Raw genomic sequence first — 15,119 nt, forward strand, 5'->3', positions numbered from 1 at the left:
TGAAATAGTTTCACATGTAATAAGTATGCCGAAATACAGCGTTAATGAAGTTTTAGACATTCTCAAAAGCCTCACAGAGTCAGAAAAGCTGGAACTACAAGAGTCTTTACCTAGTGTTTTAGGTACTATAGCTACCGCCGCTAAAGCTGTAGAGTCTCACTCTCAGAACGTTGAAGGTATCACCATTGGTAACGGTAACTCCGGTATTAATTTTAATCAGCTTCAAGCAGATCGGGGAAGCAACATCAATCAAAGTAAGATTCAAGCTAGGCTTCAGAATGTTGATGTCCAAGAAGCTCTAACGTTACTCTCAAAATTGAAACAAGATATAGCCACAAGTAATGCTTTAAACCCAATTGAAAAGAAAACTTTAGAAATCCCACTAGGAACAATTGAAGGTGAATTAAATAAACCCAAGCCAGACAAAAATTTAGTAGAACAGTCTATGTCCGCCCTGAAAAAGGGTTTAACGGGAGTAGCGGAACTAGCCGATCCAATTTTGAAACTAGCTCCTTTGCTTGCTAAGGTATGTGTCGGGATATGAGTCAGCAATTTCTTAGCAATCAGCAAAATATTAGTAATGTTTCAATTGGTGACAGTAACGTTGTCACCTTTAACCAAACTCAAATTCTGCAAATCTCGGTTGCAGAAATTAAAACCCGTCAATTTATTCAAACCTCTCCCTACAAAGGCTTAAAGAAATTTGAGCCAGAAGACAAAGATTTGTTTTTTGGGAGAGACCAATTTCTCACAGGTTTAGTTAACGAATTAGAACAAACAAACCTAATTTTACTGTTAGGCGCTAGTGGTAGTGGTAAATCATCAGTTATCCGTGCAGGTTTAATTCCTTGGCTTTCACAAAAATGGGGATCGCGGTTAGTTAACTTAATGTTTACTCCAGATGACGATCCGTTTGAATCTTTATATGCCAGTTTATTAGGAAAATACAAGCAAGCTGAAGCCCAAATTGCCCGTCAAGCTAAAGCTGATACCTTAACACAAGTGGTGACAAAGTTAAAGCAGCCTGATGATTATTATTTAATTTTTATTGACCAATTGGAAGAGTTATTTACTCTCAGTCAGCCCGAAAAGCGTGACAAATTTATTGCTAGTTTGGTGCAATTAACTAAAACTAAGAGTAATTATATAAAAATTGTGGCGACGATGCGGGCTGATTTTCTTGATAGATTAAGCCCCTATCCTCAACTTATTGAAGCTACAGATAAGCATCGTCCGATGATTGCAGAAATGCAACCAGATGAGTTACGGTTAGCCATTGAGCAACCCGCAGCCCAGCATGGGGTAGTATTAGAAACTGGATTGGTAGAAGAAATTATTAACGATATCCAAGGACAAGCAGGTTATTTACCTTTATTACAATACACCTTAGATTTACTCTGGGAGACAGAAGTAGAAACTAATAGTATTCAAGACCGCACATTAAATATTAGTACTTATCGAGGATTGGGTGGTGTTAGGGGAGCGCTACAAAAACATGTAGATATTATTTATGATGCCTTATCGACAGCAGAAAAGCTAGCTGCTGAAAGAATATTTTTGAAACTAGTTGGTGTGGGTGAAGATGATGAATTTGAGAGTGGATGGAAGCCAGTACGCCGACGCGCCAATGTTTGCGAATTTAACGACCAAATAGAAAAAGATTTATTAGCGAAATTAATTAATGAAAATCTTTTGGTAAGTAATTCAACTGGAGAATTATCTCGCGATCGCCAATCACCATCCTCAGAATCTACCATAGAAATTGCCCATGAAATCCTGCTGAGTTCTTGGACAACTCTAAATACCTGGATTCAAGAAAATCACCAGGCGATCGCATTACGTAACCGTCTTAACGAAGATGTAACACGTTGGCAAGCTAAAAAAACAGCCGATGAACTTTGGAGTGGGTCAAAGTTAGAGCAGGTTTTAGAATTAAGGAAAGACCCAAATTTTAATCAAGTTCTCGGTGGTTTTAGTATAACAGCAAACAAGTTTATTGATAGCAGCGTGGAGGTGCGCGATCGCCAACGCCTGCGAACAATTATTGGATTATCTGTCTTTTCCACTGTAGCATTAGCATTAGCCGCTTTTTCGACGATTCAGTATCAAAGAGCAGAATTAGGTCAAATTACCGCCCTAGAACAAACCTCAGCCGCCCGTTTTGCCGTTAATCGCAATACATTGGATGCGTTAATGGGAGGTTTGGATGCGTCTAAACGCCTGCGATCGCTTTTTTGGGGTAAAACTCCCGAAATACAGGCGCAAGTGCAGACATCTTTGGCGGAAGCAGTCTACTGGACGCGAGAACTTAACCGTCTCCAAGGACATCAATATATAGTACAGAATGTCAGTTTTAGCCCAGATGGTAAGATTTTGGCGACAGCTAGCTATGACAAGACAGTTAAACTCTGGCGATTAGATGGTAGTTTGATTACAACTTTGGAGGGACACAAAGATGCTGTCATGAGTGTGGCTTTTAGTTCCGATAGCCAAACGATCGCTTCGGCTGACCGAGGTGGAACAGTAAAACTTTGGCAGCGTGATGGCAATCTTATCGACAGTTTCAAAGCGCATCAGAATTCAGTTTTTAGTGTAGCATTTATTCGTGACAATCAAATAATCGCCACTGCGAGCAAAGATAAAACAGCTAAATTGTGGCGAGTTAATGGACAAGTTAATCGTCAACCGATAACAACACTTACCGGACATACCAAACCGGTGAGACAGGTACTTTTTAGTCCCAATGGTCATCGCATTGTCACCATCAGCAGTGACACAACCTTAAGATTCTGGGAAAACAACGGCAAGCCATTGCCACCTTTCCCCGGACATAGTGGTACTGTTATGAGTGCAGACTTCAGCCGAGATAGCCAATTCCTGGCAACTGCTAGCTTAGATAAAACTGTCAAAATTTGGAATCAAGAGGGTAAAGTCATAAAAACCCTCAACCACCCCCAAGAGGTATGGAGTGTGAGTTTCAGTAGTGATGGACAAACACTTGCTACTGGTAGTGCTGATGGAACCGTGCGACTGTGGAGGCGCGATGGGACACTACTTGACACATGGGCAGGTCACGAAGGACAAATTCCCAGTTTAGATTTTAGTCCAGATGGGCAGATTCTTGCTACTGCTAGTAATGATAAATTTACAAAACTCTGGCGGGTGAATCGCGATCGGTTAACTGTTTTAGTGGGACATCAAGACTCAGTAAGTAGTGCCAAATTCAGCCGCAATAATCAACAAGTCGCTAGTGTCGGTCAGGATGGAACTCTCAGGTTGTGGAGTCTTCAAGGTAAGTTACTTTCCACGCAAAAGATTGATCAAGATGGCGTTTATGATGTCAACTTTAGTCCAGATGGGCGATCGCTCGCCACTGCCAATGAAAACAACACCATCACGATTTGGAGTCCAGGGGAAAAAACTCTGAAAACATTCTCCGGTCATAAAAATAGCGTCAATATGGTCAGCTTCAGCCCGGATGGTACACTTGCTTCAGCCAGTGACGATGGCACTGTGAAGCTTTGGCATTTCAACGGTAAAGAACCATTAACTCTCAAAGCAGATAATGGCAGAGTCTTGAGTGTTAATTTTAGTCCCAATGGCAAAATCATTGCCTCTGGAGGTGACGATCAAACAGTCAAGTTGTGGACTTCAGATGGTCAACCAATCAAATCTGCCATTAAACACGACGGCACAATTTGGAATGTTAATTTTAGTCAAGATGGAAAAACAATTGTTACTGCTAGTAGCGATCGCACCGCGAAACTGTGGACTTTAGAGGGAAAAGCGATCGCCACACTCAAAGGACATACAGCGACGGTGTTGGATGCAAGTATTAGCCCCAATGGAGAAATTATAGCTACCGCCAGTAGCGATCGCACTATCAAACTTTGGCGACGTGATGGGAGTTTAATTATGACATTGATTGGACATCAATCGGATGTCAATCGCGTCAGTTTCAGTGAAGATGGTAAATCGTTAATTTCTGCCGGTAAAGACGGAATTGTATTGCTATGGAATGTATCTAATTTAAGTTTGCAGGGATTGCGTCAACAAGGATGCAAACAAATCCGCGATTACCTGCAAACTCATCCCAGTGTTTCACCAAACTTATGCAATTAATCTCAGGAGAACTAAAATGAAAAAGAAAGGCGCAGGTTGGATTCCCGATTATCCAGATATCAAAGACTATTCATTAAGTGGGGATGAAATTCAAAATTTAGCGAACAAAGTCCAAAGCCAAGGTGCTACTGCTTCCATTGAGGATCTAGCACAAAAAATTTATGAAATTTTAGGAGATTTTATTGATAGTCAGCCTCAACAAAAGAATCAGCTAACTTCACTACAAGATGACCTAGAAGCAAAAATTTTAGGGAATCTTCGTTTCGTACCAGTAGAACTTCATAGTGTTATTGAACTAGGAATGGCTGATTCAGAAGTTTTACTGATTAAAAATTACTTGCAACGTATTATTTCCACATGGAAGCAATTTAAAATTAAATATCAACCTGCCATAACTAATACTACATTTGATAAAGAGACAAAAGAAACAGTCGAAAAAATATTAAAAACTCAAAGATATTTACATGTAGATGGTTTCGTCGATACGGATGATATGAAAGCGTTAACCCTATTAGCTCATGGTGTAGACCTAGATCGAGATCTAGAGCCATTTATGAAGTTAATGCAAATAAATTCTGAAAAATATGAATTGGAACTAGATGAATATAAAGATAAAGAACAGCAAAATTCCTTTCCAGAGAAAGAAGAATTGAATGTTATATGTCAAGGATTGTTAACTGTTTATTTACTTCCTCTAATAGTAAATTTAAGGGAAGTGAATACATTGTTTTCTAAGCTTTATACCTGTTATGTGAAAACCCCAGAGAAACAGAAGCCACGACACAGGCAAAAACAGCAAACTGAAGATGTGCAAGAAGCAGTTAATCAGTTGAAAGCTAATATAGTTCAACCCTTAGAAAAACTGAACGAAGCAGTTAATAAAATTTCTCAAGATAGCGATTTTATCATTAATCTTATTAAGAAATTTCAAGATAATTTAATTGCTAAAGATTTTCAAAAAAATGAATTGAGAGACTTCATAGATATCACAGATAATCCAGAAGGATTAAAGAAAAAAATTATCGATCCTCTTCGAGACTTATATCAAGAATATAAGAAGTCGAATGAAAAAGGCTATGGCGAGCTAGTAGAATTTCTGCCAAAAATAACTGAAAAATTATTCACATATCTTAAAGATTTTGAAAGAATGATGGGATTACTTTATATGGCTTATCCGCCCGATATTCCATCAAAAATTTTTGAAAAAAACGAAAATTCAATATCACCACCAATTCCTAAAGTGTTAGTTGAATTGTTCAAAAGAGAACTTGACAATTATACCAATAAAAAAGAATCGCATCTCTTAGATAAAAAAGAAGATAAAATATCGCTAGAACAACTGATAGATGCTCTGAGAGATAATTCAATTCCTGATGAATTATTGGAATTAATTATTGAAAGTTTAGCCCAGATATTGATGCCATTGGGACAATACAGTAACCTCCATGAAGCTGTAGAGCAAGGTTTTAAAAAAGTTTTGAATTTAAAACAAACAAAACCAAATAATTACCCAGGTATGAAAGGTCTAATTCGCGAGACAATAGAAGAATATAATTTGGGTATAGCTAGAAATTATAGCCTGATGATGGAATTGAATTTAAAAGACTTGATTTTAACAGCACTAGAAAAATTTAATACAAAGAGATCAGATCCCAACACTGCAAATCAAACTCAAATAAACCAAGAATATTTGTTAAAAGCAGTAGAAGAACAGAAGCTAACAGTAACAAACAAAGAACTAGGAAATCCGATTCACAAACTTATTAAAAAACCTCTGTTTGAAATTACTGATATGGCATCGATATCATCATGGACAACCTACAGAGAGCAGACTTCATCAAACAATGAGCAAACATCGCTGCAACAAAAGAATATTTTACAGTTTCCTCTCAGTAGTAATATTCGCCAGCAGATTAAAGCTTTAGAAAAACAAGACAACAGTGAAGACAATAGTAAAAAAAGTATATTTTTGTCCTTACCAGAATTTGTAGATTTAACCTATTGGTGTTCTCCAATTGAAGATCAAGGAACATTGAACTCTTGCACAGCCCATGCTGGAGTTGCTTTAATGGAATATGGTCAGAAAAAAAGTTCTGAAAGTTATACAGATTCTTCTGCGCTATTTCTCTACCGAGTTACCCGCAACTTAATGCAAAGAGAAGGAGATTCCGGAGCTTCTGTCAGGGATACAATTAAAGCGATGGTGGCTTTTGGAGTTTGTCCCGAAGAACATTGGCCTTATAACGAAGAAAAGTTTGACGAAGAACCAACAGCTTTTTGCTATTCCTTTGCTGAGAACTACAAAACAATCAAATATTTTCGTCTAGATTACGGACAAATTTCGCGCTACACCCTCCTATGTCAAGTGAAAGTATTACTAGCATCAGAAATTCCCTGTATATTTGGATTCACCCTCTACAATTCTGTCTACGATGAAGCAAATGTCCTCAAAGGACATATTCCTTTACCCAACAAACGCAGCAAAGTGATTGGTGGTCACACTGTAGTAGCAGTTGGTTATCACGATCGCAAGATGATCGAAAATGAAAATGGTTTACCATCAAAGGGAGCCTTGTTAATTCGTAACTCTTGGGGAACTCGTTGGGGTCAAGGTGGCTATGGCTGGCTACCATACGATTACATCATGGAAGGATTAACAGCCGATTGGTGGTCTATCCTCAAAGCCGAATGGTTAGCTACTGGAAGCTTTGGCGCAGGTGCGAGTGCTTGGAACCCCGATAGAGGAGATAGAAATGGTGATATTGGAAAAGATCAAACTGATAAACCAGCAAAGCCGATCAGTACAGATTGATACCAAGTTTATCAAATCTTAACACTGCGACACAAACAAGTGACAATTGACTTTTGACACGCCTAAAGCCTTCTCTTCTCCCAAAGCGAGACACTGCGAGGATCTTGCTGAATAGTAGGGGTACGCTAACAGCATAGCCTCTTGTAGAGAAGCTATGCCGTAGGCTTTACGCTGAACGCGGAGCGTCCTGCACTTAAGCACAATAAAAAGCTTAGTATACTAATTTTTTTAGTATATATTACTTAAAGAAGTAAAGTTGTCATTCCTGAGATCATCCCTCCGTAGAATTAATTAGCAGGTATTCCGGAAACAGGGAGAGAAAGTCAGAAAATCTATATCAGGACTTACTCAGTAACCAGCTCATGACCCACCCCATGATCGGTAAAGTACTACAAGCGCGTTACCAAATCGTCCAAAGCCTAGGTGCAGGGGTATTTGGACAAACATACATTGCTGTAGATATAGAATACCCAGAAAATCCCAAATGTGTTGTTAAACAACTGAAAGTTAGCAATTTGCACCCCAGTTATTTAGATGACTTAAGACTACGTTTTCTCACGGAAACCGAAACCCTCAAGCGTCTGGGACGACACGACCAAATTCCGCAACTCATCGCCTGTTTTGAAGAAAATGAGCGATTCTACTTAGTGCAAGAGTTTATCGAAGGACATCCACTGACCGAGGAATTACCTATTCATAAACAGTGTGGAGAGATTTGGAGTGAAAGCCAAGTTATTGAATTTCTGGAAGATGTCTTGGGAATTCTCGAATTTGTTCACTCTCAAGGGGTGATCCATTGCGACATCAAACCGGAAAATTTGATTAGGCGCGCTTTTGATGACAGGTTAGTGCTAATTGACTTTGGCTCAATCCAGCCAGTAGATTTTGGCGAGGATTCAGAATTACCGATCCATTCAGTTCCTGTTACCTCATTGGGATATATTCCGCCAGAGCAATTCATTGGTCAAACACAGCCCAACAGTGATATTTATTCTTTGGGTATAATTGCTATTCAAGCTTTAACAGGTTTATCACCACTACAATTTAAATTAGATCCTTATACAAATGAGATTATTTGGCATTCTCCACACATCGCAGTTAATGATTATTTAGCTGCTATTCTCAGCCAAATGATTCGCTTCGATTACGAAGAGCGCTTTCAATCTGCGACTGAGGTATTGCATATACTCCAGGAAATGCTATGGGAAACACACCTACCAGCCATCGAAGGACAGGATCAATCGTCCCTAGAGCCAGCAGTCAAAGTTAGCCGTTTACCTGAAAGTTATACATCGACAAAATCGGCTCCCCTACTAACAGGAATGAAAGTAGGGATAGCGGCTAATTCGGTTTTGCTAGGATTGGGAATGTATTCTGTATTTACTAATTCTCCAGTCTATTCAGAAAAAGAAACTTTATATCAAGCAACGGAAGAATATCAAGCAGGAGATTTAAAAGAAGCGATCGCTCTCGTCAAATCGATTCCAAAAGACAGTAAAATTTATCCAGAAGCTCAAGCCACATCTGAAGAATGGCAACAGCAATGGCAAGTTGCTGCTGAACAATATCAATTTGTGGAAGCAGCTGCGGTTGCTGGTAGATGGTCAGATGTACTGCGGATTGCTTCTAATGTTCCGGATATTTTATATTGGCAATCTAAAACGGATAAACTAGTTGCACAAGCACGCACTCATCTGGAAGCCCAAACACAAGATTTATTAGCCAAAGCTTACGAAAGTGCCAATAAAAAAGAGTTTTCCACTGCTATCGAGTATCTCCGTCAAATTCCCTTGGAAAGTTCTGCTGGCGCTATGGTGCAACAAAAATTGGCTGAGTACGATCAAAAGCAGAAAGTTAGAGCTACTTATTTTTTACAAAAAGCTTATAATCAAGCCTCTGCTGGCAAATTTGATGATGCTGTGAAATTTCTGCAAAAGGTTCCGAAAAATACGCCTGTGTATGCACAAGCTCAAATCAAATTAAATGAGTATACCCAAAAGCAACGCCTGCGATCGCAACCTAATAAAGTAGCTACAAAAATCAATTCTGTGCCGAAAAAATCTAACTCAAATAGCCGTTACTATTAATACTGATGCCAAAAATCTTTAAGATAGCTAAATCGGCTATGGAGGGCGGGATTTTCCCGCCCATACAGTTGCATTGTTTGTTCAAATTGGTATTAAATGTAGTTTTGGCTATTTGTAATTAAGAAAGTTGCACATAATTTAGGTTTTAATGTTTGAATTTGTTGCCGAATTTGAGATAATTGGGATTACATCTAATGTCTCTACAAAATATCTAACGTGGTGTCTGGTTGGGAAATAAGGACTTAGGAATTTGGATGGTTGGGACAACTACAGGCTGTGGTTTTTGAATTTGCAGTTGATTCTCGGCTTGCTTTTTGGCTGCAATTGCTTGTTGATAGTCAGGCTTGTATTTGATCGCTTGGGTATAGGATGCGATCGCTTCTTGATAGCGTTTTAAATTCAACAGAGCATTGCCCCTACTATACCAACTTTCGGCATGGTTCGGCTGGTAACGCACTGCTCGATTATAAGATGCGATCGCTTCTGCGTATTTCTGTAAATTGTATTGCGCATTCCCCAGGTTATACCACACTTGATAATCGTTACGCTTTAATGCGATCGCTTTATTATAAGATTCAATTGCTTCAGGATAACGTTGACTTTGATGTAGCGCCCAGCCTCGGCTATACCACGCTTGGTAGTTATCGGTATTGTATTTAATTACTTGATCAAAAGATGCAATTGCTTCGGGATAACGTCGTAGAGTCATCAGCACATTACTTCTAGATAACCAAGCTTGGTAATAATCGGGTTTATATTGTACCGCTTTATCATAGTCTCTAAATGCATCTTCATAGCGGTTTAAATTTACAAGAGAATTACCGCGATTATACCACAAAGCTTCATAATCTGGTTTAATTTCTATAGCTTTATCGTATGCTGTAATTGCATCTTCGTAACGTTTTAAATTATGTAGTGCTAATCCTTTATTATACCATGCTGTGTAATAATCTTTTTTCAACTCAATCGCTTGGTCGTAAGCTTTGATGGCATTTTCGTATTGCTTTAAATTACTAAAAGCATCACCTTTAGCATTCCAAATTTCGGGAGAGTTATTTTCTAATTGTAGAGCTTTATCAAAAGAGGCGATCGCTTCTTGGTAGCGCTGTAATTTTTCTAAAACAAAACCTCTACTAGTCCAAGCGTCCACGTAATCTGGCTGAAGTTGAATTGCTGTGTCATATGCTGTCAGTGATTCTTTATATTGTTTTAAAGCGGAGAGAGTATTACCCCGACCATACCATCCTTGAGCATAATCTGGTCTAATATTAACTGCTTGATTGTAGATAGCAAGTGCGTCTTGATAGCGTTGTAAATCATATAACGTATTGCCTTGTTTATATAATTCTGTAGCATTCTTAGTATGAATGCCATCTATAATAAATATAGCCGCCGCACCACTGACACCCAGGATTAATATCCCTGCTAAAATCTTGGGAATTAGATCTTTTTTATATTGATAGGTTTTTAAATTTGGCAATGCTAACGCGGGAATTAACGCTATTGTTTTAAGAGCAGGTTTTGTTAACTCTTTTATTGCCTGTAATGCGTCTGTTGCCGAATTGTAGCGTTGCCGAAAATCATAACATACCATTTTGTTTAAAATTTGCGCAAATTCCGGCGAAACTTTGGCATGGTTCTGCCAGATAATTTCATTACTATCAGCATCTTTTTCTAATTGTTCCGGCGGTAATCCAGTCAAAGCTTGAATCGCAATTATCCCCACTGCATAGATATCACTGCTAAATTTAGGATTACCTTGTGCTTGTTCACCCGGAAGATATCCCGGAGTACCGATAGCAACAGTAGCTTTAGTTTGAGCTTGGGGAGTAACCACTTGGGTAGTAATTTGTTTAACAGCACCAAAGTCAATTAAAACTAACTTACCGTCTTGCTTTCGTCTGAGTAAATTACGCGGATTGATATCGCGGTGAATCACCTTTTGTTGATGAACAAACTCTAAGATTTGTAAAATTTCCGTCAAAAAAGAAATTACCTCATCTTGACTGTGAGTTTTCCCAGTTACTAATTCCTGACTCAAGTCATGGCCTTCGATAAATTCCTGTACCAGATAGAATTCTGCGTTTTCCTCAAAGTATGCTAAAAGTTGGGGAATGCGATCATGAGTTCCTAATTTATACAGAACCTGAGCCTCTGTATCAAATAAACGTCTAGCAGTCTCTAAAGTTACTGGATCATTAGCCTGAGGCTTGAGTTTTTTCACAACACATTGAGGAGTTCCTGGTAATTGAGTATCACAAGCCACAAAAGTTTCACCAAATCCACCACCTCCCAAATGACTAATAATTTGGTATCTGCCAACAAGTGTGTTTCCCAGCATCTGGTTTGCCTAATTGAGTGCGATAATATCTGATTTCAATCTTGACACAGGCTACCCGGATTCAGAGGGGATTAGGGGATGAGGGGGACAAGGAGGACAAGGAGGACAAGGAGGACAAGGGAGACAAAGACAAATGACCAATGACCAATGACAAATGACCAATGACCAATGACAAATGATTCCTATTAGTGATAACATTCGCATTCGGCATCGGCCGATTATTAATTACTGGTTGATTGGTATTAATATTGTCATATTTTTATGGGAAATCCAACTAGAATTAGGTAATAAATTAGGTGAATTTATTTATAGTTGGGGTGTGATTCCCGTCCAGATTACTGGCGCAATTACAAATGCGATCGCTAACCCAGCAGCTTGGGTGGTTTTCTGCTGGCGGGTGATTGCTTTGCCTGTAAGCATGTTTCTACATGGTAGTTTTAGCCAAATATTAGGAAATCTCCTATTTTTATGGGTTTTTGGCAAAACTTTAGAAAATATTCTGGGTCATGGACGCTATTTAGGATTTTATTTATTAAGTGGTATTTGGACAGCATTAGTACAAATTGTTGCCGAACCAAGTTTGTCAGTCCCATTGATTGGTGCCAATGGTGCGATCGCATCTATTTTAGGGGCGTATATTATGAAGTTTCCTCAAGCCAAAATTGATAGTATTCTTCCCTTAATAATTGTATATATTCCTGTCAAAGTCCCAGCTTTTATGTATTTATTTTGGTGGTTTATCCAACAGTTGTTTTATGGCATTGGCAATTTAAATATTCCCCCTTGGGGCGTTAATCAGTTTAGCATCGCCTACTGGACACAAGCGGGAGGATTAATTATTGGTGCGGTTTTTATGCGATTGCAGAGAAGATAATTGTCAACAGTCAACAGTCTGTAGGGGCGGGTTTATTTAGATCATTGTTGATCCACGAGGATATCTGTGAACCCGCCCGTACAACGCTCAACAGTCAACAGTCAACAGTCAACAGTGAAAACCTGGTACGGGTATTGCTATATGTCTTGGCAATAAAACCGAACTCACAAGGCTCTGATATTGGTCTAATCTATTAATTAGGAAGCTTGAGATTAAGCTATTTAAAACTAAAGATTGCTTCTGATGAGGTGATAGTATGGCACTTATTCGTTGGGACCCATTCCGGGATATCGAACGGTTAGAACCATTCCGTGATATTGACACTTTACAGCGGCAAATGAATCGCCTATTTGATAGATTAATGCCGACAACTAATGGTGGTGAAGGTATTGGATTTGGCTTCGTTCCAGCGGCGGAAATGGAAGAAACTGAAGACGCAATTCATCTAAAGCTAGAAGTACCAGGTTTGTCAGCTAAAGATATCAATGTAGAAGTCACCCATGACGCAGTTTCTATTAGCGGTGAGCGGAAATCGGAAACTAAGACCGAAGAAAAAGGTATAGCCCGCTCTGAGTTCCGCTATGGTAGATTTCAAAGGGTGATTCCATTACCTACCGAAGTTGAAAATGACAAGGTAGAAGCGGAATATAAAGATGGCATTCTCCGGTTAACTTTACCAAAATCAGTGTCAGATAAGCAAAAATCTGTCAAGGTTAATATCGGTTAATTCAGCTTTGGCTAAGGTAGCGATCGCATCTGGATTGTAGTTGAGATGCGATCGCTTTTTTAACGGTTCACAAAACTGCTAGCTCTTCATCCAAGGCGGCTAAAGGATGCTCAGTATCTAACCATGAAACCTGTGCTTCTAACTTGTCACAACATTCTCTCACCAAACGCAGACCTTCATCGCGAGTAAGTTTGGCGGTAGCAGGGGTAAACTCTTGCAGAATATCGGCTTCGATAGTTTGATATTTATCTAATTGAACTCTGAGTTTTGTTAAATACTTGGCACCTTCGCCACCATCTGCGATCGCAAATTGCAAAATCGAATCGACGTAAGCCTTGACTTTGGGGTTTTTAACTCCCTCTGTCGCCGCCGCATATAGTAGTTCACCATTTAAATAGTCAAAATCTGGTACCCAAAGGTAATTTTCATCCAGTTCAAAAGTATGTACTTCCTTGGCTGATCTGACTTTCAACTGCTCACTTCTAACGCGGTGGGCAGCTTTTTCTAGTAGGGCGATGATGGCAATAATTACCGATGGATAATTGCTGTCAATACATCTAATTTCTACAGTTCCCAGTTTGTTGAGTCGGATCGGATTCCAAGCGGATTTGAGTAAGCTTCCTCCGGCTTCTAAGAACAGGTGGCGATCGATTCCGGCTTGATCTAAGGCTTGCAACCAAGCATAATAACGGGCAAATTGCTGCTCTACTAAACTTTCTACAGTCTCGGCATAAGGCATAAGTCCACCGACGGGCTGCAAACCTGTATAAACCCCCTCCCAACCGAAGATTTCGCTACCCCGATAACGAATTGTGTGTGCGGCTAGCCCAATCGCCTCACCTTCATAAAAGGGACAAGCCCGCCCCAAAGAAATCAGCGCTGAGTCGAAAGCTGTAGCCAAATTGTAGATGTTTAGTAGTTCCTCTCGCTCTTTGGCTGTAGAGTTGTAGGATACTGCCACCAGAGGATCAATCACCCCAGGTGGTACTTCCAAATGCAGGTGTGTACCTGTACATTTTCCGGCGTGCAAAAAGCGATCGTAACCGACAGTGCGCGCTTGAATATGGTAATTGGGGTGGTCACGCATGACGGGCATAATATGCAAAGGGTAGCTCGACAGAGGATACAGCCGTAAACCCATCTGTCGTGCTACAGCTAGTGCCAGGTTGAGATTTTTGAGATACTCTGTTGCTAGTTCTGTACCTGAGTATGCTGGCGGCGTATTAATTTCAATTATACTTTTGACGAACTCTGGCACAAAGTATTGCGGGTTTAAACCTTCAGCTTCTGCCATCAAATGACAACCCTGCAAAAACTCATCGCCACGATGACTGAGATCGCCCGCTTCATCTACTAGGAAAAACTCTTGTTCAAGGCCAATGCGACGCTTTAGTACATCCATATTCCAAGTATTTACTTAGTTTAGGTTACTGAAGAAAAGCAGAGGACAGTGGTTAGACTTCGCCCAAATCGAGTTTCGACTCCGCTCAACTACCGCGAAGTCGAGATTCACTAACCAAGTAGGGGACAGCAGGAAAAAGTATAATTTTTGTTTTAAAGTCAGTTCTCTGTTCTCTGCTATGCAGTTTAAATTTATGGAGAAAAATCAACTTGGATCTTCTTGATTCAGTCCCTCCGGATTGATGTGTAAGAATTCCTTTCTGTCCTCTATTTTGTCGTTATCAGCGATCGCTACCCCATCCTACCTATGGGTTGAGGGTGGGGAATTCTGCGTTCTGGTAACAATATTGCTCAAATTCTGAACAAACTCTATTCTCTTATATCAGCCTCAGCTTCTTTAATATTTGCAACACAGCTTCAAAATTAATGGTCAATGGTCAATGGTCAGTTGTCAGTTGCAGTAGGGGCGGGTTTATTCAGATCATCATTGATAAGCGTTGATATTTGTGAACCCGCCCCTACTGTTGTCATTCTCTGCGTCCCCGTGTCTCCTTGTCCCCCTCATCCCCCTCATCCCCCTTGTCGTTGATGCATGGTGATGAAAATTTTTTCATTGGGAGTAGATAGCTGTTCCCTGACTTTCTTGATAAAGTATGACTTAATTTAGAGGCAAAATTCTTCAGAGAGGTTGTATCTTGAAATATTAGAGATTTTGTTCTTACTCCCCAGCCAACGGTGAAAGGGGAGAAGTGCAG

At 39.7% G+C, this 15,119-nt stretch carries 8 protein-coding genes; 6 read left to right on the forward strand and 2 right to left on the reverse strand.

Annotation, left to right across the window (positions count from 1 at the left end):
* The first annotated feature begins 25 nt into the window (after nt 1-25).
* The 4 genes from AACU32_RS12270 to AACU32_RS12285 all read left to right on the forward strand — a co-directional run bounded on the left by AACU32_RS12270 (nt 26) and on the right by AACU32_RS12285 (nt 9,021).
* Nucleotides 26-544, forward strand: coding sequence for a hypothetical protein (locus AACU32_RS12270; protein WP_096599832.1), 519 nt, complete (start codon nt 26-28; stop codon nt 542-544).
* Nucleotides 541-4,122 (forward strand): WD40 repeat domain-containing protein, encoded by a 3,582-nt coding sequence (locus tag AACU32_RS12275; protein WP_339377812.1) that lies wholly within the window; start codon nt 541-543, stop codon nt 4,120-4,122. The genes AACU32_RS12270 and AACU32_RS12275 overlap by 4 nt, the downstream gene beginning before the upstream one ends.
* 16 nt (nt 4,123-4,138) lie before the next feature.
* Nucleotides 4,139-6,934 (forward strand): C1 family peptidase, encoded by a 2,796-nt coding sequence (locus AACU32_RS12280; RefSeq protein ID WP_096599835.1) that lies wholly within the window; start codon nt 4,139-4,141, stop codon nt 6,932-6,934.
* A 362-nt stretch (nt 6,935-7,296) separates the two neighbouring features.
* Nucleotides 7,297-9,021, forward strand: coding sequence for a serine/threonine-protein kinase (locus AACU32_RS12285; RefSeq protein ID WP_096599837.1), 1,725 nt, complete (start codon nt 7,297-7,299; stop codon nt 9,019-9,021).
* A 211-nt stretch (nt 9,022-9,232) separates the two neighbouring features.
* Here AACU32_RS12285 and AACU32_RS12290 read toward each other — a convergent pair whose 3' ends face one another.
* A complete protein-coding gene (locus AACU32_RS12290; RefSeq protein ID WP_096599839.1) occupies nt 9,233-11,362 on the reverse strand; it encodes a serine/threonine-protein kinase in 2,130 nt (709 codons plus the stop codon).
* Between the two features lie 175 nt (nt 11,363-11,537).
* Here AACU32_RS12290 and AACU32_RS12295 point away from each other — a divergent pair, with 175 nt between their 5' ends.
* Nucleotides 11,538-12,236: a rhomboid family intramembrane serine protease gene (locus AACU32_RS12295; protein WP_096599841.1), complete on the forward strand. Its 699-nt coding sequence runs from the start codon at nt 11,538-11,540 to the stop codon at nt 12,234-12,236.
* 256 nt (nt 12,237-12,492) lie between these two features.
* Complete coding sequence (locus AACU32_RS12300) at nt 12,493-12,963, forward strand: Hsp20/alpha crystallin family protein (protein WP_096599843.1); 471 nt, start codon at nt 12,493-12,495, stop codon at nt 12,961-12,963.
* Nucleotides 12,964-13,030: 67 nt separating this feature from the next.
* On the opposite strand, the gene AACU32_RS12305 is transcribed toward AACU32_RS12300, so the two are convergent.
* Entirely contained in the window at nt 13,031-14,365 is a 1,335-nt protein-coding gene (locus AACU32_RS12305) for a glutamate-cysteine ligase family protein (protein WP_096599845.1), read from the reverse strand.
* Nucleotides 14,366-15,119 lie beyond the last annotated feature (754 nt).

Origin of the sequence: Calothrix sp. NIES-2100 (genome assembly GCF_963875285.1) — a bacterium.
Classification (GTDB): Bacteria; Cyanobacteriota; Cyanobacteriia; order Cyanobacteriales; family Nostocaceae; genus Aulosira.

Coding starts and splice junctions, on each gene's coding strand:
- AACU32_RS12270 (WP_096599832.1), top strand. CDS start 26: ATGCCGAAATACAGCGTTAATGAAGTTTTAGACATTCTCAAAAGCCTC.
- AACU32_RS12275 (WP_339377812.1), top strand. CDS start 541: ATGAGTCAGCAATTTCTTAGCAATCAGCAAAATATTAGTAATGTTTCA.
- AACU32_RS12280 (WP_096599835.1), top strand. CDS start 4,139: ATGAAAAAGAAAGGCGCAGGTTGGATTCCCGATTATCCAGATATCAAA.
- AACU32_RS12295 (WP_096599841.1), top strand. CDS start 11,538: ATGATTCCTATTAGTGATAACATTCGCATTCGGCATCGGCCGATTATT.
- AACU32_RS12290 (WP_096599839.1), bottom strand. CDS start 11,362: ATGCTGGGAAACACACTTGTTGGCAGATACCAAATTATTAGTCATTTG.
- AACU32_RS12300 (WP_096599843.1), top strand. CDS start 12,493: ATGGCACTTATTCGTTGGGACCCATTCCGGGATATCGAACGGTTAGAA.
- AACU32_RS12305 (WP_096599845.1), bottom strand. CDS start 14,365: ATGGATGTACTAAAGCGTCGCATTGGCCTTGAACAAGAGTTTTTCCTA.
- AACU32_RS12285 (WP_096599837.1), top strand. CDS start 7,297: ATGACCCACCCCATGATCGGTAAAGTACTACAAGCGCGTTACCAAATC.